Source organism: Peribacillus sp. N1 (assembly GCF_054600815.1).
The window spans coordinates 1707211-1733849 of the sequence record NZ_BAAHZO010000001.1 but is presented as its reverse complement, the minus strand read 5'-3'; the positions used below and the strand labels follow the sequence as shown (position 1 = coordinate 1733849).

Here is a 26639-nt window from a genome sequence, read left to right as displayed (position 1 = left end):
AATGATGGAAAAATGGCTGATGGGTGTGGATTTAGGCGGTACAACTACCAAACTGGCTCTGATCAATTTATACGGAGAGATCATTCATAAATGGGAAATCAGCACGGACATCTCCGAAAAGGGAAAATTCATTACGATTAATATAGCAAAAGCAATTGATGCGAAGCTCGTTGAACTTAATGAACCGAAGAGTAAGATAGTAGGGATAGGAATGGGTGCTCCAGGCCCCGTGAAATTTGTTAACGGTTCCATATATGAAGCCGTCAATTTAGGCTGGAAGGACTATCCCTTAAAAGATTTACTGGAAGTGGAGACATCTCTTCCAGCTGTGATCGATAATGATGCCAATATGGCAGCTTTGGGAGAAATGTGGAAAGGTGCCGGTAATGGTGCCAAAGACCTCGTTTGTGTCACTCTGGGAACGGGTGTAGGCGGCGGGATCATTCATAATGGGCAAATCGTCCATGGTACCAGTGGGGCTGCTGGAGAAATAGGGCATATAACGGTCGTAACGGACGGAGGGGCACCATGCAATTGTGGCAAGACTGGTTGTCTGGAAACGGTTGCTTCGGCAACGGGAATCGTCCGTATGGCTTTAGAAGCCTTGAATACCGCCGATGAAAAGTCATTGCTTCAGCAGAAAGTCGACGAGGGAAATACGGTTACTTCCAAACTGTTATTCCAATGCGCTGCAGTAGGTGATCCTATGTCCAAAGCTGTGGTGGATAAGGTGGGCAATTACTTGGGGCTGGCACTATCACATGTTGGGAATGTCATGAATCCAGATAAAATCGTCATTGGCGGGGGAGTTTCACAAGCGGGAGACATTTTGCTTGATACTGTCCGTGCTGCCTTCGAAAAGTATGCATTCAAACGGGTTAGTAAATCAACGAAAATCAGCCTGGCCACACTAGGCAATGATGCAGGGGTGATAGGTGGAGCCTGGCTCATTAAAAGCCAAATGAATACGTGATGCCTTGCTGCCCTGTGCTAACAGGGGTATAAGAAAAAAAGATGGATTTTTGAAAAAATTTCCCCGCTTTGATGGGTGGGGCAATCGTTCCTGCATTTAAATAGAGGGGAGAACCATGACCCATGATTGAGGCGCTCAGGACCATGGCTCCAGCGCTTCTTCGATGAGGAGGGACCAAGATTGAAAAGGGGCTTCAAAAAACAGGGATATTCATTGTTTTGGGTCGTATTCATTTCACTTTGGCTTAAAACATATATTGCTTATAAAACAAGTTTTGAGATAGATATTGATAATTGGCTCCAGGAGTTCATACTATTCATCAATCCTTTCAGTTTCCTTTTGCTTACTCTTGGCGTGTACATATTTTTAAAAGAAAATAGAAGGACAGCATATTTATTGATCATGAGTTTTTCCATCACCTTCATCCTCTTTGCCAACCTTGTTTTTTTTCGCTTTTTCAATGACTTTTTAACGATTCCCGTTCTTTTTCAAACGAGCAATATGAACGATCTTGGAAGCAGTGTACATGAATTGATCAATCCGAGTGACCTATTGTATTTTGCCGATATCCTTTTCTTGCTGCTGCTGCTGAAATACAAACCAAAAACATTCCATGAATGTCGATACAATCCAAAGGATCGTAAATTCTTCATGTTAATCGCTTTAGGAGTGACATTTTTTAACTTAGCTTTAGCTGAAGCGGCGCGTCCTGAACTACTGACAAGAACGTTTGACCGCGAAATCCTCGTTAAGAATATCGGTACGTACCATTATCACCTCTATGATGCAATATTACAGACGAAATCATCAGCTCAACGTGCCCTTGCGGATGGCAGTGAATTGTCGGAAATTGAAAATTATGTCCGTGCCAATCAAAAAGAGGTTAATGATGATCTTTATGGGCTGGCAAAAGGCAAAAATGTGATCCTTGTATCATTGGAATCCACACAAAGCTTTGTCATCAATAAAACTGTCAACGGTGAAGAAATCACTCCTTTTCTGAACGAATTCATTAAAGAGAGCTATTATTTCAATAACTTTTATCACCAAACTGGCCAGGGGAAAACATCCGATTCAGAATTCATTATTGAGAATTCCCTCTATCCTTTAGGCAGAGGTGCAGTATTTTTCACTCATGCCCAAAATGAATACAAAGCCACCCCCGAAATCTTATCGGAAGAAGGTTACTATACGGCTTCCTTGCATGCCAATAATAAAAGCTTTTGGAATCGTGACATAATGTACGATTCCCTAGGGTACCAGCGGTTTTATGACAGTGATGAATACAAAGTCTCTGAAGGGAATTCCATCAATTGGGGTTTGAATGATAAATCGTTCTTCAAACAATCAATCTCTCACCTGAAGAGGATGCCTGAGCCTTTTTATGCCAAGTTCATAACGTTAACCAATCATTTTCCATTCACTTTGAATGAGGAAGACCGGACATTGGAGCCGTACGATTCAAATTCCAAAACATTGAATCAATATTTTCCGACCGTACGTTATACGGACGAAGCCTTGGAACGATTTATCGGCGATTTGAAACGTGATGGATTATATGAGGATTCCATAATTGTGCTATATGGGGACCATTATGGAATTTCGGAAAATCACAACTCTGCCATGAGCCAGTTCCTTGGGAAGGAAATCACACCTTTCGAATCCATCCAGCTTCAGCGTGTCCCGCTCATCATACATATCCCCGGTCAGAAGGGAAAAACGATTTCCACCGTTTCCGGCCAAATTGATGTAAGGCCGACACTCCTTCATTTATTGGGGATTGAAAATGATGATTATATCGAATTCGGCAAAGATCTATTTTCTGAAGAGAAATTAGAATTCACCGTTCTTCGCGATAGCAGTTTCATCACGAAGGATTATCTCTATACGATGGATACCTGCTATGATAAAAAGACTGGGAGGGCGACTGAAAAGGGTTCCTGTGAGAAGTATTTGGAAAAGGCGAAACAGGAGCTTGATTACTCCGACAAAATCATTTACGGGGATTTGCTCCGATTTTATGAGCAACGTTGAAAAAAGAAACATGGCGCAATCCAGGTTTCAATTTGTACACAAAAAGGTTCCAAGATGGTTTCATTCCGGGACCTTTTGATTCTTTATTGGAATTGAAGCAGGTATGGAGAAACAGTTGACCTCTCCTGATACTTCCACTTATTCTTGCCAATTATGACGTGTCACTACTTTTGATGATCTTTGTGCTAAAAAAAAGAACTCGTTGCGCAATTATGTTTCGGTGATTGATACTCACGATAATAAGTAACTCGGTAATCGCAGGTGTTTTATAAGCTGCACGTGCGATTCAACAGCTTTCGGTTTTCCAACTCTTCCAATCAATTTTTCCGCTATAGACTTTTAGGATATTCCTATCATATCTCGTGTTACAATCGTGCCGACTACAAATCGTTCGATGGCATCAATTGATCTAAAGTAATCATTTCAAGCCGATATCGCTGAATAGACTCAAGTTACATCAGTTTAAATACTAAAACAAAAAGACTGTAGACAATAGTGTCCTATCTAAAAGTTAAAACAAAGTTGATTGGAATGTAAGGTGCGCGGCTCCCTTGGACGCGGAAAGCGAGTGCCTGAAGAGGACATCGACGTTCAAATTGTACAAACAAACTGAAGGTGATTTTCATCGAGTTTGTCTACTGATACCTGGCGCAATCCAGGTTTTTTTTGTTCCTTCAGGTAAATCGGTACCCATTACAATTATTGAAACACGTGAGACTTCCTGAACATCTTTCTGTCTTTCGCTTCATAAAGATAAAACAATGAAAGGGGCGGAGGCTGAATGAAAGTCGTGAGCAGAAGCGGGGATGATTTGGCATATTACAGTCAATTGTTCCAAATTCCCCTGGTTTTGATAGAGGATGCCAATCCCGCCATTACTGGCGGGGTTTTGCCAAATGGCATGGAAGTACAGATACCTGGATACATTGTTCAGGAAGAGTCCCGGTTAGATATCGATTTTGCCGAAATCGCATTACAATATCACCTGCCCATCGATGGGGTATCATTGTTGAATCAAGGTGGACAAAAACCTTTTTCCGTGCCCGTCCGGGTCATGAATCCCATGATTGTCACCGACAAGCCCTATGATTATCAATCACTTCTTGACGATCTGGATTCTCTATCTTTTCATTACCCCTTTATTAAGGTTGAATCGATCGGGAGGAGTGTGTTGGGAAAAGAACTCCTTGAGGTAAGGATCGGTCAAGGAGATAAGATCATACATTATAACGGTTCATTCCATGCTAATGAATGGATCACTTCGGCGGTTTTGATGAAATGGCTGAATGATTTTCTGCTGGCAGTAACGAATGATCGTACACTTTGCGGAATGGATTGTATGCCCTTCTATCGGGATATGACCATTTCGATTGTTCCAATGGTGAATCCGGATGGAGTCGAGCTTGTCCTGAAGGGGGAGGAGGCGGCAGAGGGGAAGGTCGATGTTTTAAAAATAAACAATGGCAACCCTGCCTTTTATGCTTGGAAAGCCAATATCCGCGGTGTAGACCTGAATAATCAATATCCTGCCAATTGGGAGATTGAAAAGCGTAGAAAGATTCCAAAAGCCCCTGCTCCAAGAGATTTTCCAGGAGAGTCCGCGTTATCAGAACCAGAAGCATTGGCCATGAAGGAGCTGGCAATGAGGCGGAATTTCGAAAGAGTGCTTGCACTTCACACCCAGGGAAAAGAATTCTATTGGGGATATGAGGGACATGAACCTGAAGAGGCAGCGAATGTTGCAAGGGAGTTTGAGGAACGCAGCGGATATCGGGCCGTACAATACGTTGACAGCCATGCCGGGTATAAAGATTGGTTCGTTCAGGAATTCAAACGCGGCGGTTTCACAATCGAATTGGGAAAGGGCATCAATCCGCTTCCGCTATCCCATTTGCCGGGTATATATGAAGATACCGTCAAGATATTGGTGGCAGGCCTTTATATGTGATACATTTCCCTCTAAGGGATATACTTCCAAAAAAATATAAGATCATTATTCGCCACATTTTCTCTTTTTTACTTTATAATGAAAGTCGTAAGGATTCGATTGGTTAATCCTTACTCTCTTTCTAATGTCTCGCTCACATATGCCAGGCGTTTTAGTTTTGAAGAGGGAGGTGTGTGGAGATTAAAGTATCCAAAGCAGCACTTTGTATGCGGCTTTCCATTTGTAAGATGTTGTGTATCATCCCATTATTTATCTCCACTATCCTTCTTATCTCGGCTTGTGAGCCTTCCAAGGACCTTAGTAAACCCGTAAATGATACGGAAAAAGAACACTCCCAATCAAACCTTGAAACTTCAGTAAGCAATTTAAAGGTCCCGACTGCAGAAACGGATAAAATCGAAGCCATTGTTGGATGGCTGGATTCCAAAACCATTTTATATTCTGTGAAGCGGGATGGTAATGAATTATCCCAGCTGATGGCATGGAATTTGGAAACGAATGATACTTCCGTTTTCTATCAGCCGGCTTTTGAGTTTTCTGAAGTATCGATCAGTCCGTCTGGTACGCATGTTTTGTTATCGTCCTTCACCTCTTCGGGTAAAGCATCCATCACAATACTCGATAAAACGGGAAATCCACTGTATTCCGTGGCGATCCCAGCCTATGAATTAGCTTATGAGTGGAATTCATTTAAAGATGGCCGGTTGTTTTTATCGAGTTTTTATGAAGATTGGACATACAACAGTTATGTGTTGAATCCAGATGAACAAACAATGGAAACTCTTGACTTTCCACAGCCCTTTGCTCAATGGGCAAGTGAAAAAGATTTGATGTTTCTCGATTGGGACAGGGAAGAACCTGCTTTGACGGCACCCCTAGAAAGAAAAGCGCTTAATGGGGATGGAACGGAAAGCCTTATGCTCGATGTCATTCACTTTAAAAAAATGAAACAAGCGCTGATGACGATTCAAGTGGAGACAGAAAATCAAGATCGGGGTACATATGCATTTTATGATCCATCAAACAAGCCGATCCATTCTTTTTCCGTACCACTATTGAAAAGCTTTTCAGATTGGGTGATTCCATCCTATGATTTCATTGAAAAAGACAAGGAATTGATAACGTTTATTCCTAATGAATCAAAAGATGCGGACCAATATAAGGGAAGGTTTACCTTAACTAAATTTAATTGGGAAAAAGGCACACAAGAAGAATTGATGAAGGACATGGAAAATGAACCATTAAGCTGTTCGCTTGATGGCAACTTCTGCTTATATGGATATCAATTTGAGAAAATCATTGATATGAAAACCCATCAAATACAAAGATTGTTCAAACAAACATGATGACCTAAAACAAAAGCTCGCCGGATGGCGAGCTTTTTTCTTCAATGGGCAACTGGAAAACCGCTGTTGATGACAGTCATGACAGTGAACCAGCCAAACACGACTGCACTGCCGGCAGCAAAAATGAATCCTAAGAAGTTTCTCTTTTTTAATGCGGTAAACACAGCTACTACTCCTAATATAGCCACAAGTCCGAAAACTACCATTAATATCATGTCAAAACCCCCTTTTCGTAATGAATACTTAATCCCTAATAATATACCCAGAGAATAAAGCAACTACCAAAAATATGTAGAAAAGATTGCATTTGTTAATATCTTAATATTTTTTCAATTATTTGTCGAGGTTTAATAGGTGACACTTCTATGACTTGAGTAAACTGGATTAACATTAGCAGCCTAATTAGTGTAAGATGAAGATAGAAAATCATATTGGAGCTGATGGAAATGAAATGGACACAAATACCTCTAGGCCCGCTGCAAACGAATTGTTATGTAGTTTCCGATGGACAGGATTGCATCATTTTCGATCCGGGTGAAGAGCCGCAGAAAATCATACAGTACATACAAACAAAAAACTTAAAGCCTTTGGCGATTTTATTGACACATGCACATTTTGACCATATCGGTGCTCTTGATGCTATTCGGGAACATTATGGGATACCTGCATATATTCATGAAAAAGAGGCCAAGTGGCTACTTGATCCCGCATTGAATGGTTCTCAAAACTGGTTCCCTGAAAATCCAATGCGCATGAAGCCTGCCGATCACTTCCTGGCAAATGAGCAAGAACTTACTATTGGGGGATTCACTTTCGAAGTATTCGAAACTCCCGGACACTCACCAGGGAGCGTTTCGTATTATGCCAAGGAGCAACGGCTCCTATTTTCAGGGGACGTCTTGTTCCAAGGAAGCGTAGGCAGAACCGATTTAATAGGCGGAAGCGAGGCAGTGCTGTTAAATAGCATTGAAACGAAGCTGCTGTCACTTTCTGATGATACGATCGTATTTCCTGGTCATGGGCCTGTCACGACCATTCTGGATGAAAAGAATACTAATCCCTTTTTGAGATAATGACCTTTGCAGGTGCCGTATGGCACCTGTTTTTTTAAAAGTCTTAATTATGTAAAAATATTGAAATGGGTCATTTCCAGAACTATACTGAATATAAAAAATGGGGCCTTGCCTTGTGTGCATGACTTTGATTCAGCTCTGAACTAAGATTTGTCGAAAACATTCATTTTGTAATGATGGCACGCTTATGACTGTAAGATGAAAAAATTGAACATTTTGTGAACTTATGTGTTTTGTAAAGAAAAGGAACATTTAATTTTCATATGATTGAAGATCATGGAGACGGAGGCATTGTGTTGAAAAATCACTTAAAGGAATTGATTGCAGGAAGCCCCCAAAAAAGAATTTCCTATCATGACTATATGGAAGCTGTTTTATATGCGCCCAATATAGGCTACTATGTACGCGAAAAAAAGAAGATTGGCTCCAGAGGGGATTTTTATACGTCTGGCAATGTTGGGGATGCATTTGGGAGATCTCTGGCCAGATGGTTCGTTTATTTAATAAAAAGCTGCGGAGTTTCACCAAAAATCATCGAGGTCGGCGCAGGTGATGGTAAGCTCGCTTATGATATCCTCGTTTCCATGAAGGAATTGGAACCGCAGATATGGGACTCTTTGACTTATATCCTTGTGGATGAAAGTCCATTTCATAGAAGGCTTCAGCAAGAACGTATAGGGATGTTCAAACAGGCAGTTTCTGCTGCCAGTTTGGAAAAATGGACGAAGGTAAATGGTATCCTCTTTTCAAATGAACTTTTCGACGCGTTGCCTGTACATGTGATCGAAAAGTATAAGGGAGCCCTCGTTGAGGTTTTCGTCACTGAAAAGGAAGGAGATTTTGTAGAGATGAGGGAACCTTTGGACAACCCTGACATTCTATCTTACCTTACAGAACGAACTATCACCTTAAATGAAAGACAACGATATGAAGTTCCGTTAAAAATGGTCCGTGAATATGAGAAGATCGTTTCCTGTATTGAATCGGGTATACTCCTTACAATTGATTATGGCTATACCGAAAGGGAATGGAAGGAGCCAGCTCATCTTCAAGGGAGCTTGAGGGGCTATTATGAGCACCAAATGATTAAAGATCCACTTATGTATCCTGGTGATATGGATCTGACGACACATATCCATTTTGACACATTAATCGAGATTGGAAAAAGAAAGGATCTTTCCAATCATGGGCTTTTTCTTCAAAATGAATTCTTGCTTAAGGCAGGAATATTAGAGGAATTGAGGGACCATCAAGGAACTGATCCATTCTCGAAAACGGCGAAGCGTAATCGTGCAATTCGTGGGCTAATCGTTCCAGGGGGATTTAGTGAACATTTCAAAGTGTTGCTTCAATCGAAGAATTTAGCAGACGATGTAAGGATCTTTCCTGAATGGTAACAAGTAAAAACCCATGAATCAAAATTCATGGGTTATGTAATATTGCTTGTTCTTAATGCGCAGTACCAGGAGTCATCATAAATACGCTCCAGTAGGAAAATCCTGCAAAGAAAACGGTAAGATAGGCGCCGAAAACATAAATATACATGCGCTCAGATAATTTCAAATAACTTAAAAGAACAAAAAAGATCGTTTGTGCAAAGAAAAGCAAAGACGTTTGATGCATATGGCCAAGATAAAAGAAAATTGCCATAATTCCTGTCCAAAATCCACATACTCTGAACATGCGTTCCATCCGAATCCCTCCTTATGTCTAGTCGTGTACATTCTAAATAATTATAAATGAAATTGTAAGGTAATGTAAAGGATGCCTTTTGTTTCTATGTGAGAACCGAAGCCTGGTATGAGCATGCTGTACAATTGGACAGCATGTTTTCTAATTCCACAATATTGACATTATCAAACAAGGCTTCGAACATACCTTCTAAAAATGAATTGTGCATGGAGCAGATTGTCCCTGGCTCCACTTCAGTAACTTCCTTAAACGGGCAATTGAAGATACGAAAGTATATTTTATTTTCTTCTTCGCTTGCTTGTATTTCAGGAGATAACCCTGCGATGGTAGCCGCATTTTTAAGCATGCTGACTTTTTCCTCAAAAGCAATTCGATCGATCGACTTCGAGTTCAGGGCTAGTTGCTGCTTTATCAGTTCCTCCCCGTAGCCTTTTCCCGTTTCATAAAGAGCCTGTTTTCCATGTTCCCCTAATGTCATCATCGTCTGAATTGCAATCCTGGAAAGCAGCTGATAGTTCCTATATGGAAAATGAAGCTGAATGACTTTATCAGATAATCGATAAAGCCGGCTCGGGCGACCGCCTTTACCCGTCCTTCGGGCATCCGAGGTCAACATTTCGATATCTTCAAGTTTTGACAAATGTAAACGTGCAACATTTGGATGGATGTTAAAAGAATCGGCAATTTGCTGTACCGAAACATCGCCATGGTTTTTCACAATATGCTGATATATATAATATCTGGTGGGATCTGCTAACACGTTTGTTATTTTTAACGTTTGTTCCATTACACCCTCCTGTATTCCATAGTTTACCTATGTTCATTATAATGCAGGCAGAAAAAAATGGAATAATAGAAAGCGCTAACTCCCTTTAGTTTAAAAAAAGTTCACAATTTAAACTGTTTTATAATGCAAAAAAATATACATCAATTGTACAAATGTTATACAATCATTATATATATTATAATTGTATACAAAATGTGAACGGGGAGTGATTAGTATGGCACAGTTAACTTTCTTTTCGTACCCAAGTTGTACATCTTGCCGAAAAACAAAAAAATGGTTAAGGGCCAATCATGTTTCCTTCGATGAACGGCATTTATTCAGAGAAACTCCAACTTCAGCAGAGTTAAAAAGAATACTTGAATTGACAACGGAAGGACTTGATGAAGTCTTGGCAACAAGAAGTGAAGCTTACAAAGACTTACAAGTTAATATTGACGAAATGATGCTTTCTGATGTCATCCAATTATTAACAAAAGAACCGAAGTTATTAAGAAGACCCATCCTAATTGACGGGGAAAAGCTGGTGATAGGTCATAATGTAGACGCTTTAAGAAATTTGGTTTCCCAAAGGCTTGAATTGAAAGTGAGCATGTAAGATGATTCTCGAAGTTCTTTTCGGGAATTTTTTTTATACTGGAGCAGGAATTTGTCGTGGATTGTCGAATCCTTACAACAAGAAATATAGGAGGTGATGAATGAATTGATATCGATTGAAAAGACCGCAGAAAAAATATTAACCCGTGCCATTCAGGAATCTGCATCGGATATCCACATTTTTTTTCGGAGGGAGGGACCTCTCATCCAATTCAGGATAGACAATAAGCTTGTACCCCAGGAAACATTATCATTCTTTGAAGCTGAAAGGCTGATCGCTCATTTGAAGTTCCTTGCCTCGATGGATATAGGGGAGAAAAGGAGGCCCCAGAGTGGTGCCCTCACCATTAATTTGGCTAACCAGGTTGTCGGGCTCCGCCTTTCCACTTTACCCACTGCCCATCTTGAAAGTTTGGTCATCCGCTTAATACCCCAACAGAATATCCTTCCTCTCGAACAGTTATCCTTATTTCCAAATACCGTCCAAAAATTGATTGCACTCCTGAAGCATTCCCATGGCATGCTCATATTTACCGGTCCGACTGGCAGTGGAAAAACCACGACATTATATTCCCTGCTTCACCATGCCTACGAAATGATCAATCGAAATATCATTACACTTGAAGATCCCATTGAAAATGTATCCGAAAAGGTACTGCAAGTCCAAATCAATGAAAAGGCGGGCATTACGTATTCTGTCGGTCTAAAAGCCGTCCTGAGGCATGACCCCGACGTGATCATGGTTGGGGAAGTCAGGGATGCAGAAACTGCCAAAATTGCAGTGCGTGCCGCTTTAACCGGTCATTTGATACTTACAACCATGCATACAAGGGATGCCAAGGGCGCCATCTCCAGGTTACTGGAATTTGGTGTCAGCTTGCTTGAGGTTGAACAGAGCTTGATTGGCGTGACAGCACAGCGGCTGGTTGAATTGCGATGTCTTCCATGTAAAGGGGACTGTACTTTTGCTTGCAAGATGACTGCCAGGAATAAAAGGGCCAGTGTATATGAATTGCTCTATGGAAAAAGCCTGGCTGAGGTTCTCAGGATAATGGGAGATGAAAAAGGAATGGCAACGGTCAGCTACCGCCAATTGAAGGATGAAATTGGAAAAGCGGTTGCGATGGGCTATGTGGATTCAGAGGAATATGAACGGCTGGTATACCATGAAACCAATAAGTAAATGGAGGGTAAAAGAGCAGGCGGTTTTTATTTCGAAGCTAGGTGAATTATTGAAGCATGGTTATCCCTTGGCGGAGGCTCTGCATTTTCTTGAATTTCAGGAATCAAAGAAGAAAGCGGAAGACTTCACTCAGGCTAAAGCCGATTTAAGGAACGGTTTCCCGCTGCACTTGGTGCTGACCCATCTGAATTTTCATCCGCAGCTTGTAAGTTATATATTTTATGGAGAACAATACGGCGACCTGGAACGGGCGTTGAAAGAAGGAGGGCGATATTGGAAGAAAAGAACCGAGGATATGGATAAAGTAAAAAAGTTAATGGTGTATCCTGTGTTCTTAGTCCTTTTTGTAGGTATTGTTTTTTATATTCTTCAGAGTGTTCTCCTTCCTAAATTCCAGACAATCTATTTCACGATGGATGTCGATCAGCATACACTCTTGAGATTAATATCAGCTTCCACATTCATTCTTCCAGCACTCCCCTTCTTTTTACTCGGATTGCTCCTATTCTTGTATGTACTCAAACGATTTTGGTTTAACGGATTGTGCCCATTAAGGCAGCGGAGGATTTTGATGAGAATTCCGATATTCGGGAACTTCATCAAATTATACGAAACTTATTTTTTTGCAAGCCAATTAAGTGGCTTACTCTCCGGAGGGCTATCGATTAACGATAGCATTAAATTATTCTCGATAAACCAACAGCAGCCCTTTTACCAAAAACTATGCAATATCATTAAGGATGATCTGATTGAGGGCAGATCACTTGAATTGATTTTTCGGGAGCTTCCATATTTTGATGGTAATTTGCCGGTGGTCGCTGCAAATGGTCAAAAATATGGCAGACTTGATGCGGAGCTACTTCATTACAGTCGTTTTATACTGGAGAAAATTGAAGAGAGAATGAATGCAATCTTAAAAATCATTCAGCCTCTCATGTTTTCACTGATAGGTCTGTTGATCGTGTCCATTTATTTGGCGGTTTTGCTGCCGATGTTCTCACTGCTCGAAAGTATATAGGATTTTATTATTGTATTCCGGAGGTGAAAATGCTCGAAGCCATCTAGTATTCAGGTGGTTCAGGAGCATGATGGATATGTTGAAGAACGTGATGAATGAACGTGGGTTTACACTAATTGAAATGCTTATTGTTTTACTGGTAATTTCCATCCTTTTGATTATAACAATCCCCAATATCACAAAGAACCAATCTACGATTCAGTCCAAAGGTTGTGAAGCATTCGTGAAGATGGCCCAAGCACAGGTACAGGCCTATGAGATCGATAATGCTAAACTGCCCGGAAGTATCGGTGAATTGGAAAGTCAAGGCTATCTCAAACAGACATCCTGTCCTAATGGGGATGATATTAGTTTGGATAGTAAAGGAAAGATAACGGTCGTTGAGTAGGAGAGGAGTGAATATACGGCAGTCCAATGGGGGGTATACATTATCTGAAATCCTTATTGTCCTCGTTATTTTTGTACTACTGATTTCCATCGGTCCTAATCTATATCCTAGCTTCACTAAAGGCATGGAAAATAGGCTATTTCTTTCTCAATTCCATGAAGATATCTTCTATGCACAGCAGTATGCCATCAGTCATGAGAGCTTGATCTACCTTCATATTAATAATGCCAAAAAGGTTTATACCGTGTCATCTTATAAGGAAGGGATCGTTCTAGAGAGGAGCATACCAAAGGATATTCAGTTTTTAAGTGGCACTTTGGGGTTTAGCTTCCATTTTAATCAGTATGGAAATGCTTCAAAAGCCGGAACGATTATGATTGATACGTCAAAAGGAATGTACAAATTGGTCCTCAATATCGGTAAAGGGAGGTTCAGGATTGAGAAATTGTAAAGGTTACGTTTACCTTGAGCTGATGGCCGCATTTTCCATTTGTATTTTCCTGGTACTTGCCATTTTACCGATTCTTGAAGAGTTAATGACGCATCGGAAAGATATTGCCGTAAGGACAGAAGCCCACCATTTATTATATGAAAGATTGACGGCGTTCATGGATGGGGAAATACAAGCAATTGGTCAGGAAATCATTTACAAAAGAAGATCCTATGAATTGGTTTGGAAGGACAATGGGGATTTCCCGGGGATGATTGAAGGGTGTGTACGTTATGAAGATGAATCGGGTAATCATGAATCCATTTGTGATGCTGCGAAAAAATGATGGCTTTACGATGATCGAAATGCTTTTTTCTTTAATGATATTAATGACGACGTCCCTTTTTGTTCTACAGCTTTTTTCAATCATTCACACCCAGATGGGGTCCGTTGATAAATTGCATCCTAAAGAGTGGGAGGTCTTTACCATGCAAATGAAGCAGGAGGTCCGGAGTTCCAAAGCTCAGGATGTAATGGGAAATAAATTATATTTGATGCTTTCAGATGAACAATTATCATCGTTTGAACAATATGAAGATAAGGTCCGAAGACGAGTGAATGGTATGGGGCATGAGGTCATCTTACAGAACATTTCGAAATTCCAGGTTGAGAAGGATGGCAGTGTCATTGTTATAAATATAACGGATAAAGCAGGGACTACTTTCAGTCGAAGATTTCATCCTTTCTTTAGGAATGTCACGAAAGTCGATGAATAATCAAAAAGGAGTCGTTTTCCCGATGGTCATGATTGTAGCGAGTGTTTTCATCATGTTCACGATACTAATGATCGATCAGTTTATCATTGATAAAAAATTTTATAAAGAAGTGGAAGAATCGCTTGTGGCGGACCATCTTGTCCATTTAGCAATCAAGGATGTGACGGCAGAGTGGGGCGAAGAGATCCCAAAAATCATCCAGGGGGAAATTTCATACCCTAATGGTGTGGTGCGGTATTCCGTAATGAAAGAAGAAGGTCCTTATGTCTATATCGAGTTCTCTTCCACGACTAAAAATGACCGCGAGGGAAGGGTCATCATTCAATATGATAAAGAAGCGGGGGAAGTGAAAGAATGGTTGGAAAAGCAGGCTATTTAATACGCAAAATCAACATTCTTTTAAGTCAGGTACACGTGTTCAGGGAACAAGCAAAGGAATAAAAGCTGCGTAAACGGGGCATACTTTGCATAGGGTGATTATTTTATATGTCTACAAACGCTTATATTAAATATCTGACTCAGCAGCTTGTCGAGTATTTTAATCTGACGAAAAAAGAACGAAAAGAAAAGCGCCGTCACAGAAAAGAGGATAAAAATCATGGTATGTCCCATTGGTTTGGCATTGTCCCTTTTGCTTTGTCGATGTTCGTAAGGAAAAATATCAAAAAATAAAACAGATGTCCTGAATTTAGGGCATCTGTTTTTTTATTGTTCTTACTTATCCCAATGCCCTATCAGAAAGGTAAAATAACCCTCCGTTGATGATGGATATTCGGATGTTGGGTTCATATTGAGCTTTTAAGGCATCTTTTTCGGTAAAATAGCTCTCACTTTTTTCTTCCATATCCTTGTAAAAATGCTCCAATAAATTCAAGTCATTCTGCCAGCGAAGCATTGCTTCCTCTGCCCAGGAATGGTCATCATCCTCGAAACTGGTCCTGATGTATGTATCCAGTCTTGCCAATCCGCTCTTGGGCATGATGAGCGGTGAAAGCGTAAAGGAGTAATCCGGTATTTTGGGGGTGACCTTTATCGGTAAAACCCGATGGTGAAACCTTTCCATGATCTCACCTGAGATTAAATTCAAACCGATCGACATGAAGGTATCCTTTTTACGATCGCATTGATAGGATATTTTCACATTCAGGGTCAGCCAAGGAAACAAAGGATTATTTCCCCCTTTTGATGGAGGGGTATCCTCAAAAAGTCTAGTATATCCTGCCAGCTTTTTGGTAGATTGAATAATCTGGTGAAGGCGTGGGGAGCCAAAATGAATCATTTCTCCCTTTAAATCGGATGGAGCTAGTTCTGGATCGGTAATGAAAGTCATCTGTGCTAGGTTTGGAACGCCGCCTGTTTTTTCTAGATAATGCCAATAAAAGGGTCTGTTCATTAATTCTTTATCCATATCAATCGTCAATTGGACTGTAAGGTGGGTTGGTGCATTATCCAGTATTTCACAATCATTGGCTTTAAAGTAAGTTATTAAAAAATCATGAATTTCCCGTTGCTGCATGAACCTCACCTTCCTTCATTGATTGGGCGAATTGGATTAACGATGAAAAATTATCCATCTTGATTTTCATTTCGCCCTCTGTTTTGGATTCGCCGACTACATCAATCAAATATTCTTCAATGTTGTTAATATCCAGTTTGGTTAGAATATCATCCAATTCGCCGATTACTTTCTCGAATAAATTTATTTTTTCATATAGTAACTTTAGAATATGTTCTTCCACTGTATTTTTCGTGGCAAAGTTATAAATCATCACATCTTCTTCCTGACCAAGGCGGTGTATCCGTCCGATTCTCTGTTCGAGCCTCATCGGGTTCCATGGCAGGTCAAAATTAATCAAGTGATGGCAAAACTGAAGGTTTATCCCTTCCCCGCCAGCTTCTGTTGCAATCAATACCTGTATATTTTTTTGGAATAATTCTCGCATCCAGTCTTTCTTTCCGCGCTTAAAACCGCCTCGGAAAGGAACTGAAGAAATTCCATTCTGCTGTAGGTACCATTGTAGATATAGCTGAGTCGCCCGGTATTCGGTAAAGATAATGACTTTATCATCAATTTTCTTGATCAGTTCCAAAGCTTTTTCAGCCTTTGAGTTCTGAACCGTTTCATTCACTTTAGAAAATAAATCATCAAGCTTTGCCAAAAAGTCAGGGGAAGGCTGATCATATTTATTTTTCATATTCTTTAATGTATAAAAGACCGCCTCTCTGCTGCTGCATGCTTCCCTTTGGAGAGTGAGAGCCGAAAAGGCGCTTCCTTTAGAACCATCCGAAATAGGTTTGAATTTGGAAACAGCATCGTACAATGCTTGTTCCGTTGGAGAAAATTCAATGGTGATGGTCTCCACATGCCGTTTTGTCCATTCAATGCCAGTATCGGCCCGCCGGTTTCGAATCATGACAGTGTTGACAAGTTCCTTTAGGTGTTCATCTTCAATTATGTTCCGGCCTTTCCCTTTATACTTTTCTGAAAAAAGTGAGGCATTTCCCAAGTGGCCTGGTTTCAATAACGAAACGAGGTGGAAAATTTCCTCGACTTTATTTTGAATCGGAGTGGCTGTCAGGAGTAAACAAAATTTCTTTTTCAGATTTTGGACGAATTCATAGTTCTTCGTCTTATTATTTTTAAGTTTATGAGCTTCATCAATAATGATGAAGTCGTATTCCTGCTTGAAAATGATATCTCGATGTGGAGCTCGTTTCGCTGTATCAATGGATGAAATGACCACATCACAGGAGTCCCAAACATAGCTTTTTCTCTGAACGACTGCCGGTATATGAAACTTGGTATTCAATTCAAAAGCCCATTGTGTGACAAGGGAAGCCGGAACAAGGATCAAAACTTTTTTTACAAGGCCCCTAATCATATACTCTTTTAGGATCAATCCAGCTTCAATTGTTTTTCCGAGCCCTACCTCATCAGCTAAAATGGCCTTTCCATTCATCTTTTCCACCACTTGCTTGGCTGCTTCCAATTGATGGGGAAGCGGGGTTAACTGCGGAAGGTGCTTGGGCGCCTGTAAACCTTCAAAATCAGGGATGATAAGATTTTCCTCCATTTGAACCGCGAGCTTATAAAGCTCCCAGTTTCCCCATGGACCGTCATTTTCCATCTTTTGCAGAAACTCGTCATTCCATTCAGAATTAAAGGATATATTGATTTTCATAGAAATAACTCCCTCTTAAATCATATTTTCCTTAATAAAAGGTCAAAACCCGAACATTTCATATGTGAAGTAAGAAAAATATTTCTCTTCAAAAGATATTGCAGAGATAAGTTTCTTAGGGTAGGATATAAGTATATTTAGAAAATTCCAATTTCCCAACGCTACAAAGAATCTTTGTACATCGATTTTGCAGTTCGCGTTTTCTTAGTATGGGCTATAGGCTTCTAATTTATCCAAGATTACTGAAGGAGACCAATCAAACGGTTTCTGAGGTTTCAGGAGAATTGGCAGAGAATGCATTCCACGATGCTCAGAGGTTTTACCGATGTTTGGTGGCTTATTCGCTTCCTTTCATTGGTAGACCATTTATATGCGGGTGAAGATAAGGGGAGAGACTACGGATGTAGCGCCGAAGGAGCAAACTTAGCAGTGAATCTCTCAGGCAAAAGAACTCTTATTGGACGCAACTCTGGAGAGCGCCGCCCGTTTTGGGACGGCCACCAAAGGGGAAAACCTATTACATAGGTAAACTTTCAGGTTTCAGGACAGAGAAAAAGCTCAAACGGGCTTTCTCTGTCCTTTTTTGTGCTTTTTTCACATCATGAATCAGGATATATCTGATGCGTAATGACAAGAAGCTTTTGATAATGAAGCCAATTAATTTAAAAAAATCTGAAGGGGGTCATTTTTTGACCGATTTAAAAAGAACACCACTATTTGAGGTTTATCGTGAATACGGAGGTAAAACGATTGATTTTGGCGGCTGGGAACTTCCTGTCCAATTTTCGGGTATAAAGGACGAACATGAAGCCGTACGTACAAAAGCGGGGTTATTCGATGTTTCCCATATGGGTGAAGTCGATGTTAAGGGTCCTGGGAGCCTTTCCTTTTTACAAAAGATGCTGACTAATGATATAGCAAAGCTGAAACAGGGCGGTGCCCAATATTCCGCCATGTGTTATGAAAACGGAGGCACGGTTGATGATCTCATCGTGTATAAAAGGGCTGAGGATGACTATCTGCTCGTGGTCAATGCAGCGAACACAGAAAAAGATTTCAATTGGCTGCAAGCTCATTTATCGGAAGATGTCCAAATCAAGAATGTATCTAGTGACTATACACAGCTGGCACTTCAAGGACCATCTGCAGAGAAGATTTTACAAAAACTATCGGGAAATACAGCTTTAAGTGAAATTGGATTTTTCAAGTTCAAGGAAAATGTCATGATTAACGGTATCTCCACGATGGTATCCCGTACTGGATACACTGGTGAGGATGGCTTTGAGATATATAGTGACAGTGAAAATGGTCCAGCCCTTTGGAAGGCGATTATGGATGCCGGAAACGAAGAGGGAGTTCAGCCGATTGGTTTAGGTGCTCGTGATACCCTGCGTTTTGAAGCGAAACTGCCGTTGTATGGGCAGGAGCTTTCAGCAGACATCACCCCGATAGAAGCCGGGATTGGTTTTGCAGTAAAAGTCGATAAGGAAGTTGATTTTTTCGGGAAAGCCGTTCTTGCTGAGCAAAAGGAGAAAGGAGCTCCTCGCAAGCTTGTGGGAATTGAAATGATAGACCGTGGCATTCCACGTCATGGGTATAAGGTCTACAGCGGTGATAAAGTCATTGGCGAGGTCACGACCGGTACCCAATCACCAACGTTGAAGAAAAACGTGGGTTTGGTACTTATCGATAAGGAATTTTCAGTGCTGGATGCGGAAGTCGAAGTGGAGATCCGTTCCAAACGTTTGAAAGCCGTTATAATACAAACACCTTTTTATAAAAAACCACGTAAATAGAGGGGAATGGTCATTAGATGAAACATCGTTATTTACCCATGACAGAGCAAGATAAACAAGAAATGCTGAAAGCGATAGGGGTATCCACTGCTGAAGAACTTTTCAATGATATCCCTGAGAGCGTTCGTTTTCAAGGAGAATACGATATCAAGCCTGCTAAATCGGAACCAGCATTAATGAAAGAGTTATCAAGGCTTGCTGCCAAGAATGCGGATCTTAAAAACTATGCTTCCTTCCTTGGTGCGGGTGTCTATGACCATTATGCACCGGTCATCGTCGATCATGTTCTATCCCGTTCTGAATTTTACACGGCTTATACACCCTATCAGCCTGAAATTTCACAGGGAGAGCTTCAAGCAATCTTTGAATATCAAACGATGATATGTGAATTGACGGGCATGGATGTGGCTAACTCCTCCATGTATGACGGCGGGACAGCGCTGGCTGAAGCAGCCATGCTTGCTTCAGGACAGACACGCCGCAAGAAGATTCTCATTTCAGGAACCGTTCATCCTGAATCAAGAGAAGTCGTGAAGACATATGCGAAAGGGCAACGCGTGGAAGTGATCGAAATTCCTTATAAAGACGGTGTGACGGACTTAGCTGCTTTAAAGGAATTGGCGAATGAGGACATTGCAGGAGTGATCGTGCAATATCCGAACTTTTTTGGCCGGATCGAGCCATTGAAGGAAATGGAAGAAATCATTCATGGCGTCAAATCCATGTTTATCGTTTCCAGTAATCCGCTTGCATTGGGAGCTTTGACATCCCCTGGTGCACTCGGTGCAGATATCGTAACGGGGGATGCTCAGCCATTCGGCATTCCAGCGGCATTCGGTGGACCTCATTGTGGATATTTTGCGGTTACTAATAAACTTGTTCGGAAAGTTCCGGGCCGACTCGTCGGTCAAACCGTGGATGAAAATGGTAAAAGGGGATTTGTACTAACGCTACAAGCTCGTGAACAGCACATTCGCCGTGACAAGGCCACATCCAACATTTGTTCCAATCAAGCTTTGAATGCGTTGGCAGCTTCTGTTGCAATGACCGCCCTTGGGAAAAAGGGTGTCAAGGAAATGGCCGTGCAAAATATTCAAAAAGCACATTATGCGAAAAAAGCAATTATGGCAGTAGGGGTGGAAGTGATATTCGACGGTCCTTCGTTCAATGAATTTATCATTAAACTGCCTGCTTCGTTTTCAGAGATCAATAAAAGCCTTTTTGAAAAAGGGATGATCGGCGGCTTTGATTTAGGGACGGTTTATCCTGAGCTGAAAGACCATATGCTGGTTGCGGTAACTGAACTTAGAACAAAAGAAGAAATTGATGCACTTGCGCAGGAATTGGGGGATCAACATGAATAATCAAGATCAATCACTCATTTTTGAAATCAGTACTTCCGGTCGAATCGGGTACAGTCTGCCAGAAATGGATGTTGCAACTATTCCGCTCGAAGAAATTCTTCCTGCCGACTACATCCGTGAAGAAGAGGCAGAACTGCCTGAGGTGTCCGAACTGGATATCATGCGTCACTATACAGCACTCTCCAAACGGAATCATGGGGTGGATTCGGGTTTTTATCCGCTGGGTTCATGCACGATGAAATATAATCCGAAAATAAATGAAAACGTGGCACGTTTCAACGGCTTTGCCCATATCCATCCATATCAAGATCCGGCTACCGTTCAGGGAGCATTGGGACTCTTATTTGATTTGCAGGAACACTTAACTGAAATCACCGGGATGGACCAAGTGACATTACAGCCTGCAGCAGGTGCACATGGTGAGTGGACAGGGTTGATGATGATTCGCGCTTTTCACGAAGCGAATGGCGATACAGAACGGACGAAAGTGATTGTACCTGATTCTGCACACGGTACGAATCCTGCCTCTGCCACTGTTGCCGGACTTGAAACGATTACAGTGAAATCCGATGAAAATGGATTAGTCGACCTTGAAGATTTAAAGCGTGTTGTCGGACCTGATACGGCGGCCTTGATGCTGACGAACCCCAATACATTGGGATTATTTGAAGAAAACATCTTGGAAATGGCACAACTTGTCCATGATGCAGGTGGGAAGCTTTATTATGACGGAGCCAATCTGAATGCAGTCCTTTCAAAAGCACGCCCGGGTGACATGGGCTTTGATGTGGTTCACTTAAATCTCCATAAAACATTCACAGGTCCGCATGGCGGCGGCGGTCCGGGTTCTGGTCCTGTAGGTGTGAAGTCGGACTTGATTCCTTACTTGCCTAAACCTCTTATAATTAAACAAGGTGAGCAATTCGCTCTTGATTATGATCGTCCGCAATCCATTGGCAGGGTAAAACCTTATTATGGTAATTTCGGGATTAACGTGAGGGCATATACGTACATTCGTTCAATGGGGCCTGATGGCCTTAAAGCTGTCACCGAAAATGCGGTCATCAATGCCAATTATATGATGCGCAAGTTGGAACCTTATTTTGACTTACCATATAATCGTCATTGTAAGCACGAATTCGTATTAAGCGGACGCCGGCAAAAGAAATTGGGGGTTAGGACTCTCGATATAGCCAAAAGATTACTGGATTTCGGGTATCATCCTCCAACCATTTACTTCCCGTTGAACGTGGAGGAAGGAATGATGATAGAACCGACTGAAACCGAGTCAAAAGAAACGCTGGATGCGTTCATCGATGCGATGATCCAGATTGCCAAGGAAGCGGAAGAAACCCCGGAAATCGTTCAGGAAGCTCCGCATACAACCGTTATAAAGCGGCTTGATGAAACTCTTGCTGCAAGAAAACCTGTTCTGCGTTATCAAGCCTAGATTGATAGCTTATACGAAAAAAATCCCTGCCTGCCGGCGGGGATTTTTCATGTTTATGTAAGATTTCATTAAAGTCCAGCAGTTAACTTTCTTTTCCTTGAGCTATTGAATTAAAAAGAGCCCATGCGGAGATGGGGTCTTATTTCTTTGCTTTGATTTTCCCGGTCCACATTTTGAAACCGCCCTTTAGGTGAAAAAGTTCCCTGTAGCCCTTTTTGTATAGCATGGCTGCAGCTCTGCCGCTGATGATTTCGCTTTGAGCGTACAAATATACAGGCTTGTCCGGCCTAATTTCGACCAAGCGTGTTTTCATTTGAGTCATAGGGATGTTTCTTGCGCCTAAGATATGGCCATTATCGAAATCATTCGGTTCCCGCACATCGATTAGCTGCACTTTTCTGTAGTTAGCGATAAATTCGTCCTGTGTTAGTGTTTTAACGATTTTACGCTGGCGGTACCAATTAAAAAGTGAATACGCAATAACCACTCCTAAGATGATGAGCAGTGTATATAATATTTCCAAACATAAAAACTCCCTTCTACCTTAACGAATACAGACAATCTTTATTATATAATTGCTTTACCCAATAATCAAAAAGAATTTTCATCAAATTCTTCATGGACTTGATAGTACTTTCTTTTTTAGAGTGTTAAAGTCTGTTAAACTACTACATGTGAGTTTTTTGTGGGGTATTGAAAAACAGTCTATCGAAACGAGGGGTAAGGATGGCTAAAGATAAATGGGGTTTTATAGATTCGGGGTATTGTTCACCGGCTTTTAATATGGCACTGGACGAAGCTCTGTTAAACTGGCAAAGCAAAGGGGAAATTCCGCCAATCATACGCTTTTACGGCTGGGATCCAGCTACATTGTCGATCGGTTATTTTCAAAAGGCGGAAGCGGAAATTGATTTGGAAGAGGTCAAAAGGCAGGGCCTTGGTTTTGTACGCAGGCCAACAGGAGGACGAGCGGTCCTGCACGAGCATGAATTGACTTATAGCGTAATCGTTCCAGAATCCTATCCGGGAATGCCGACTACCGTTACTGAAGCATATCGTGTCATTTCTGAAGGAATATTAATGGGATTCAGGAATCTGGGATTGGATGCTTATTTTGCCGTGCCTCGAACCGATCAGGAAAAAGCGGCTTTAAAATCGCCCAGGTCTTCGGTTTGCTTTGATGCTCCAAGCTGGTATGAACTGGTCGTTGAGGGCAGGAAGGTCGCTGGCAGCGCTCAAACCAGGCAAAAAGGCGTCATCCTTCAGCACGGATCCATTTTGCTTGAACTTGATGATGATAAGCTTTTTAGCGTATTTAAATTCTCAAATGACAGGGTTAAAGAGAGAATGCAAAAAAACCTAAAAAACAAAGCTGTGGCCATAAATGATATTGCAGGGAGAAAGATTACCATCCCTGAAGCGAAAGAAGCTTTTGAAAAAGGTTTTGCCGAAGGACTTTCGGTCGATTTAGAGCCATACGTCCTCACCGAAAAGCAATTGCTGGAAGTGAAGTCCATTGCAGAAAGCAAATATGAAAGCGATGATTGGAATTTCATGAGATAGAGGAAGCATAATTAGAGTGGATAATAAAAAAGTTTTTTCAGATTTGTTTGACCAAATAACGCATCCCTTGCAGGGATAAGCCCTAAAAGGGATGGGGAAAAAGCAAGGTCCAAATTAATTGAAATCTGATGAAAAATTATTGTAAATCGACATTTTCCTCCTTATTGCTAACTATATTAATTGATTTATCGTTTGACAAAATTAAAAGTTATTCAAAACAAACACAATATATAGTAGTTGAAATATTTAATGCGACACTATATGTTGATTTTTGAGTTTCGCTATGATAAATTTAGGGTACTTGTTAAGCGAAACGGACATGTAAGGTTACATAAGGATTTTTGCGGCAGCAAGAACGGATCTTGAAACATATAAAGGAGAGGGAATTATGTCGGTTGTAATAAAAGAAGCTTTAAAGGTTGATCTAGAAAGGTTGAATAAGGATATTTCTTTATTTCCCCAGGTTCACCCTGTAACTGCTGATATGAAAATGGCGCATAAGGGAGTGTCCCGTCTAGTCATGCTTGACCGCTATTCTTTTAAGGATACTGAAAAAATCACACTCTCGGCAGGCGATTTCGTCGTGTTGACGATTAAGGAAGATCCGAAATTCCCGGCAAGGGGTCTCGGTTACATCGTTGAAATAGATTGGGAAACCAAAAAAGCGAAGGTTTTGGTGGATGAAGAGTTCCGTGGCGTTCTGGATAATCCGGAAGAAATGGAGACGGGAATTGTAAACCGTCCTTTGGATATTATCGAAAAGCCGCTTGAAATATACTATGAACAAATTGCGAAACGTAATGCAACGGGATTGGCATCAGTGGAAACCACGGAAGAAAAGAGAACGGAATGGTTCAATAAATTCTATGAAGAATTAAAGAACCTTAATTTCGTCCCGGCAGGACGAGTATTATATGGTGCAGGTTCCAATACGGATGTTACTTATTTCAACTGTTATGTAATGCCATTCGTACCGGATTCACGTGAAGGTATTTCAGAACATAGGAAACAAGTGATGGAAATCATGAGCCGCGGCGGCGGAGTGGGAACGAACGGGTCGACACTGCGTCCAAGAAACACTCTGGCAAAAGGGGTGAATGGAAAATCCTCGGGTTCAGTTTCATGGCTTGACGATATTGCGAAACTGACGCATCTTGTTGAACAGGGCGGTAGCAGACGCGGCGCGCAAATGATCATGCTTGCTGATTGGCATCCTGATATTGCAGAGTTCATCATTTCTAAAATGCAAAACCCAAGGATTCTGCGTTACCTAGTGGAAAATACTAAAGACGAAGCAATCAAGAAATATGCGACGGATAAATTGAAATTCACGCCGCACACGGAACAGGAAACGGCTATGTATCAAGGGATCATCAATTATAAGGAGATTCCTGGCCAAGGTGGATTCAGCGAGAAAATCATTAGGGATGCAGAGGAAAAGCTCCGTACAGGGGGAACATACAGTGTCCATAATTCTGATTTTCTGACTGGAGCCAACATCTCGATTTGCCTGACTAAGGAATTCATGGAAGCGGCGGAACAAGATGCGGAATACGAATTGCGTTTTCCTGATGTTGAAAGCTATAATGCCGAAGAAATGGCCATTTACAATGAAGAATGGCATAATGTCGGCGATGTTCGCGAATGGGAGAAAATGGGTCACAAAGTCCGTGTTTACCGTAAAATCCGCGCTAAAGAGCTTTGGAATTTAATAAATATTTGTGCAACATATTCTGCTGAACCAGGTATTTTCTTTATCGATAATGCTAATGAAATGACGAATGCCAAAGCATACGGTCAACAGGTCGTAGCGACGAACCCTTGTGGAGAACAGCCATTGGCCCCATATTCAGTATGTAACCTTGCGGCAGTCAATCTGGCTGAGATGGCTGATAAAGAAAGCAAAACCGTTAATTTCGAGAAACTTAAGCAGACTGTCGAAGTCGGTGTGCGTATGCAGGACAATGTCATTGACGCAACTCCTTATTTCTTGGAAGAAAACAAAAAACAGGCACTGGGCGAGCGACGGGTTGGACTTGGTGTAATGGGTCTGCATGACCTTTTGATTTACTGTGAGACGGAATATGGCTCTGAAGAAGGAAATATCCTGGTTGACAAGGTGTTTGAAACGATTGCGACGACAGCTTACAGGGCTTCCGTGGAACTTGCTAAAGAAAAAGGCAGTTTCCCGTTCCTGATCGGGTCAACGGACAAAGAAACCGATGAGCTTAGAACACGTTTCACACAAACCGGATTTATGGAAAAAATGCCTGAAGATATCAGGGAAAGTGTTGCTGCACATGGCATCCGTAACTCTCATTTATTGACAGTTGCTCCTACAGGAAGCACAGGAACTATGGTCGGGGTATCAACAGGTCTTGAACCATATTTCTCCTTCACGTATTTCCGCAGCGGCCGTCTTGGTAAATTCATTGAAGTTAAGGCTGACATTGTACAGGAATACTTGGACCGTCATCCAGAAGCCGATACAGAAGAGCTTCCAAAATGGTTCATTTCCGCTATGGAATTAGCTCCAGAAGCACATGCTGATGTTCAATGCATCATTCAACGCTGGATTGACAGCTCGATCAGTAAAACGGTAAATGCTCCAAAAGGATATACTGTCGAACAAGTTGAAAAAGTATATGAACGTCTATACAAAGGCGGAGCAAAAGGCGGTACTGTATATGTGGATGGCAGCCGTGACAGTCAGGTTCTTACGCTCAAAGCGGAAGAAAACCAAATGGACGAGCAGCTTGAAATGGATGAATTGAAAGGTGTGGAAGTAAAGAAAAAAGTCGTATTGGTCGATACGATAAATGAACTGCGTTCGACTAACGTTACGATTGGGTCGGAAGTGGGCAACACTTGTCCGGTGTGCCGTAAAGGCGAAGTCCAGGAAATGGGCGGATGCAATACTTGCACGAATTGCGGAGCACAATTAAAATGCGGGCTATAAGCTGATGTAAGGGAAGCCGTTAAGTATGCTGCAAAGCCTATCTTAACGGCTTTTTTTAGTGTCTTAAATGTTTGTTAGTTACC

The 26639-nt window shown here is 41.4% G+C and carries 26 protein-coding genes and 2 riboswitches; of the genes, 20 read left to right on the top strand and 6 right to left on the bottom strand.

The features are described 5' to 3' along the window. The first annotated feature begins 1 nt into the window (after position 1). The 4 genes from ACYP5M_RS08355 to ACYP5M_RS08340 all read left to right on the top strand — a co-directional run bounded on the left by ACYP5M_RS08355 (position 2) and on the right by ACYP5M_RS08340 (position 6301). Positions 2–973, top strand: a complete 972-nt coding sequence (locus tag ACYP5M_RS08355) for an ROK family glucokinase (RefSeq protein ID WP_434167393.1) — start codon at positions 2–4, stop codon at positions 971–973. A 180-nt stretch (positions 974–1153) separates the two neighbouring features. Beyond that, positions 1154–3007, top strand: coding sequence for an LTA synthase family protein (locus ACYP5M_RS08350; protein ID WP_459734881.1), 1854 nt, complete (start codon positions 1154–1156; stop codon positions 3005–3007). Between the two features lie 781 nt (positions 3008–3788). Then, positions 3789–4955 (top strand): M14 family metallopeptidase, encoded by a 1167-nt coding sequence (locus tag ACYP5M_RS08345; protein ID WP_434167391.1) that lies wholly within the window; start codon positions 3789–3791, stop codon positions 4953–4955. A 173-nt stretch (positions 4956–5128) separates the two neighbouring features. Beyond that, positions 5129–6301 carry a YqgU-like beta propeller domain-containing protein gene (locus tag ACYP5M_RS08340; protein WP_402938406.1) on the top strand — a complete coding sequence of 391 codons (1173 nt, stop codon included), beginning with the start codon at positions 5129–5131 and terminating at the stop codon, positions 6299–6301. A 41-nt stretch (positions 6302–6342) separates the two neighbouring features. On the opposite strand, the gene ACYP5M_RS08335 is transcribed toward ACYP5M_RS08340, so the two are convergent. Next, a complete protein-coding gene (locus ACYP5M_RS08335) occupies positions 6343–6516 on the bottom strand; it encodes a DUF2759 domain-containing protein (protein WP_459734880.1) in 174 nt (57 codons plus the stop codon). A gap of 231 nt (positions 6517–6747) precedes the next feature. On the opposite strand from ACYP5M_RS08335, the gene ACYP5M_RS08330 reads away from it, so the two are divergent. Next, complete coding sequence (locus ACYP5M_RS08330) at positions 6748–7374, top strand: MBL fold metallo-hydrolase (protein WP_101222559.1); 627 nt, start codon at positions 6748–6750, stop codon at positions 7372–7374. A gap of 296 nt (positions 7375–7670) precedes the next feature. Then, positions 7671–8771, top strand: coding sequence for a class I SAM-dependent methyltransferase (locus tag ACYP5M_RS08325; protein ID WP_230177011.1), 1101 nt, complete (start codon positions 7671–7673; stop codon positions 8769–8771). Positions 8772–8823: 52 nt separating this feature from the next. On the opposite strand, the gene ACYP5M_RS08320 is transcribed toward ACYP5M_RS08325, so the two are convergent. Beyond that, entirely contained in the window at positions 8824–9066 is a 243-nt protein-coding gene (locus ACYP5M_RS08320) for a DUF2626 domain-containing protein (RefSeq protein WP_076365317.1), read from the bottom strand. An 85-nt stretch (positions 9067–9151) separates the two neighbouring features. Continuing rightward, complete coding sequence (locus ACYP5M_RS08315; RefSeq protein ID WP_459734879.1) at positions 9152–9853, bottom strand: helix-turn-helix transcriptional regulator; 702 nt, start codon at positions 9851–9853, stop codon at positions 9152–9154. A gap of 214 nt (positions 9854–10067) precedes the next feature. Here ACYP5M_RS08315 and ACYP5M_RS08310 point away from each other — a divergent pair, with 214 nt between their 5' ends. The 9 genes from ACYP5M_RS08310 to ACYP5M_RS08270 all read left to right on the top strand — a co-directional run bounded on the left by ACYP5M_RS08310 (position 10068) and on the right by ACYP5M_RS08270 (position 14914). Further along, a complete protein-coding gene (locus tag ACYP5M_RS08310) occupies positions 10068–10448 on the top strand; it encodes a Spx/MgsR family RNA polymerase-binding regulatory protein (protein ID WP_459734878.1) in 381 nt (126 codons plus the stop codon). Between the two features lie 96 nt (positions 10449–10544). Further along, on the top strand, positions 10545–11630 hold the full coding sequence (comGA, locus tag ACYP5M_RS08305; RefSeq protein WP_459734877.1) for a competence type IV pilus ATPase ComGA: 1086 nt from the start codon (positions 10545–10547) through the stop codon (positions 11628–11630). Continuing rightward, on the top strand, positions 11614–12648 hold the full coding sequence (gene comGB, locus ACYP5M_RS08300) for a competence type IV pilus assembly protein ComGB (protein ID WP_459734876.1): 1035 nt from the start codon (positions 11614–11616) through the stop codon (positions 12646–12648). Before comGA ends, comGB begins: the two co-directional genes overlap by 17 nt. Positions 12649–12724: 76 nt before the next feature. Beyond that, entirely contained in the window at positions 12725–13036 is a 312-nt protein-coding gene (comGC, locus tag ACYP5M_RS08295) for a competence type IV pilus major pilin ComGC (protein WP_290370120.1), read from the top strand. A gap of 7 nt (positions 13037–13043) precedes the next feature. Next, positions 13044–13487 (top strand): competence type IV pilus minor pilin ComGD, encoded by a 444-nt coding sequence (gene comGD / locus ACYP5M_RS08290; protein WP_459734875.1) that lies wholly within the window; start codon positions 13044–13046, stop codon positions 13485–13487. After that, positions 13474–13812 (top strand): hypothetical protein, encoded by a 339-nt coding sequence (locus ACYP5M_RS08285; protein WP_459734874.1) that lies wholly within the window; start codon positions 13474–13476, stop codon positions 13810–13812. The genes comGD and ACYP5M_RS08285 overlap by 14 nt, the downstream gene beginning before the upstream one ends. Then, positions 13760–14242 (top strand): competence type IV pilus minor pilin ComGF, encoded by a 483-nt coding sequence (gene comGF, locus ACYP5M_RS08280; RefSeq protein WP_459734873.1) that lies wholly within the window; start codon positions 13760–13762, stop codon positions 14240–14242. Before ACYP5M_RS08285 ends, comGF begins: the two co-directional genes overlap by 53 nt. Further along, entirely contained in the window at positions 14235–14621 is a 387-nt protein-coding gene (gene comGG, locus ACYP5M_RS08275; RefSeq protein ID WP_459734872.1) for a competence type IV pilus minor pilin ComGG, read from the top strand. The genes comGF and comGG overlap by 8 nt, the downstream gene beginning before the upstream one ends. A gap of 107 nt (positions 14622–14728) precedes the next feature. Further along, the gene (locus tag ACYP5M_RS08270) at positions 14729–14914 is read left to right on the top strand and encodes a YqzE family protein (RefSeq protein WP_063233067.1); all 186 of its coding nucleotides are present in this window, start codon (positions 14729–14731) and stop codon (positions 14912–14914) included. A 46-nt stretch (positions 14915–14960) separates the two neighbouring features. Here ACYP5M_RS08270 and ACYP5M_RS08265 read toward each other — a convergent pair whose 3' ends face one another. Both ACYP5M_RS08265 and ACYP5M_RS08260 read right to left on the bottom strand, forming a co-directional pair. Next, positions 14961–15758 (bottom strand): YqhG family protein, encoded by a 798-nt coding sequence (locus ACYP5M_RS08265; RefSeq protein WP_459734871.1) that lies wholly within the window; start codon positions 15756–15758, stop codon positions 14961–14963. Further along, entirely contained in the window at positions 15736–17424 is a 1689-nt protein-coding gene (locus ACYP5M_RS08260) for a DEAD/DEAH box helicase (protein WP_101222549.1), read from the bottom strand. The genes ACYP5M_RS08265 and ACYP5M_RS08260 overlap by 23 nt, the downstream gene beginning before the upstream one ends. Before the next feature lie 376 nt (positions 17425–17800). Beyond that, positions 17801–17888: riboswitch (glycine riboswitch) on the top strand. A 3-nt stretch (positions 17889–17891) separates the two neighbouring features. After that, a riboswitch (glycine riboswitch) is annotated at positions 17892–17975 on the top strand. 138 nt (positions 17976–18113) lie between these two features. Here ACYP5M_RS08260 and gcvT point away from each other — a divergent pair. Genes gcvT through gcvPB form a run of 3 tightly spaced genes read left to right on the top strand, consistent with a single transcriptional unit; the run spans position 18114 to position 22034 of the window. Then, positions 18114–19220: a glycine cleavage system aminomethyltransferase GcvT gene (gene gcvT / locus ACYP5M_RS08255; RefSeq protein WP_459734870.1), complete on the top strand. Its 1107-nt coding sequence runs from the start codon at positions 18114–18116 to the stop codon at positions 19218–19220. A 17-nt stretch (positions 19221–19237) separates the two neighbouring features. After that, positions 19238–20584 carry an aminomethyl-transferring glycine dehydrogenase subunit GcvPA gene (gene gcvPA / locus ACYP5M_RS08250; protein WP_230177006.1) on the top strand — a complete coding sequence of 449 codons (1347 nt, stop codon included), beginning with the start codon at positions 19238–19240 and terminating at the stop codon, positions 20582–20584. Continuing rightward, on the top strand, positions 20577–22034 hold the full coding sequence (gene gcvPB, locus ACYP5M_RS08245; protein ID WP_101222547.1) for an aminomethyl-transferring glycine dehydrogenase subunit GcvPB: 1458 nt from the start codon (positions 20577–20579) through the stop codon (positions 22032–22034). Before gcvPA ends, gcvPB begins: the two co-directional genes overlap by 8 nt. A 139-nt stretch (positions 22035–22173) precedes the next feature. Here the strand turns inward: gcvPB and ACYP5M_RS08240 are convergent, their stop codons facing one another. Beyond that, positions 22174–22557: a rhodanese-like domain-containing protein gene (locus ACYP5M_RS08240; RefSeq protein WP_076365383.1), complete on the bottom strand. Its 384-nt coding sequence runs from the start codon at positions 22555–22557 to the stop codon at positions 22174–22176. Between the two features lie 203 nt (positions 22558–22760). Between ACYP5M_RS08240 and ACYP5M_RS08235 the strand changes: the two genes are divergently transcribed. Continuing rightward, positions 22761–23597, top strand: a complete 837-nt coding sequence (locus tag ACYP5M_RS08235) for a lipoate--protein ligase family protein (protein ID WP_459734869.1) — start codon at positions 22761–22763, stop codon at positions 23595–23597. A 388-nt stretch (positions 23598–23985) separates the two neighbouring features. Beyond that, positions 23986–26556 (top strand): vitamin B12-dependent ribonucleotide reductase, encoded by a 2571-nt coding sequence (locus ACYP5M_RS08230; RefSeq protein ID WP_459734868.1) that lies wholly within the window; start codon positions 23986–23988, stop codon positions 26554–26556. Positions 26557–26639 lie beyond the last annotated feature (83 nt).

Excerpts from the sequence above, each read along its gene's own strand:
- ACYP5M_RS08355 (WP_434167393.1), top strand. The coding sequence starts at position 2 with ATGATGGAAAAATGGCTGATGGGTGTGGATTTAGGCGGTACAACTACC.
- ACYP5M_RS08345 (WP_434167391.1), top strand. The coding sequence starts at position 3,789 with ATGAAAGTCGTGAGCAGAAGCGGGGATGATTTGGCATATTACAGTCAA.
- ACYP5M_RS08335 (WP_459734880.1), bottom strand. The coding sequence starts at position 6,516 with ATGATATTAATGGTAGTTTTCGGACTTGTGGCTATATTAGGAGTAGTA.
- ACYP5M_RS08330 (WP_101222559.1), top strand. The coding sequence starts at position 6,748 with ATGAAATGGACACAAATACCTCTAGGCCCGCTGCAAACGAATTGTTAT.
- ACYP5M_RS08320 (WP_076365317.1), bottom strand. The coding sequence starts at position 9,066 with ATGGAACGCATGTTCAGAGTATGTGGATTTTGGACAGGAATTATGGCA.
- ACYP5M_RS08315 (WP_459734879.1), bottom strand. The coding sequence starts at position 9,853 with ATGGAACAAACGTTAAAAATAACAAACGTGTTAGCAGATCCCACCAGA.
- ACYP5M_RS08310 (WP_459734878.1), top strand. The coding sequence starts at position 10,068 with ATGGCACAGTTAACTTTCTTTTCGTACCCAAGTTGTACATCTTGCCGA.
- comGA (WP_459734877.1), top strand. The coding sequence starts at position 10,545 with ATGAATGAATTGATATCGATTGAAAAGACCGCAGAAAAAATATTAACC.
- comGB (WP_459734876.1), top strand. The coding sequence starts at position 11,614 with ATGAAACCAATAAGTAAATGGAGGGTAAAAGAGCAGGCGGTTTTTATT.
- comGC (WP_290370120.1), top strand. The coding sequence starts at position 12,725 with ATGTTGAAGAACGTGATGAATGAACGTGGGTTTACACTAATTGAAATG.
- comGF (WP_459734873.1), top strand. The coding sequence starts at position 13,760 with ATGAAGATGAATCGGGTAATCATGAATCCATTTGTGATGCTGCGAAAA.
- comGG (WP_459734872.1), top strand. The coding sequence starts at position 14,235 with ATGAATAATCAAAAAGGAGTCGTTTTCCCGATGGTCATGATTGTAGCG.
- ACYP5M_RS08270 (WP_063233067.1), top strand. The coding sequence starts at position 14,729 with ATGTCTACAAACGCTTATATTAAATATCTGACTCAGCAGCTTGTCGAG.
- ACYP5M_RS08265 (WP_459734871.1), bottom strand. The coding sequence starts at position 15,758 with ATGCAGCAACGGGAAATTCATGATTTTTTAATAACTTACTTTAAAGCC.
- ACYP5M_RS08260 (WP_101222549.1), bottom strand. The coding sequence starts at position 17,424 with ATGAAAATCAATATATCCTTTAATTCTGAATGGAATGACGAGTTTCTG.
- gcvPA (WP_230177006.1), top strand. The coding sequence starts at position 19,238 with ATGAAACATCGTTATTTACCCATGACAGAGCAAGATAAACAAGAAATG.
- gcvPB (WP_101222547.1), top strand. The coding sequence starts at position 20,577 with ATGAATAATCAAGATCAATCACTCATTTTTGAAATCAGTACTTCCGGT.
- ACYP5M_RS08235 (WP_459734869.1), top strand. The coding sequence starts at position 22,761 with ATGGCTAAAGATAAATGGGGTTTTATAGATTCGGGGTATTGTTCACCG.
- ACYP5M_RS08230 (WP_459734868.1), top strand. The coding sequence starts at position 23,986 with ATGTCGGTTGTAATAAAAGAAGCTTTAAAGGTTGATCTAGAAAGGTTG.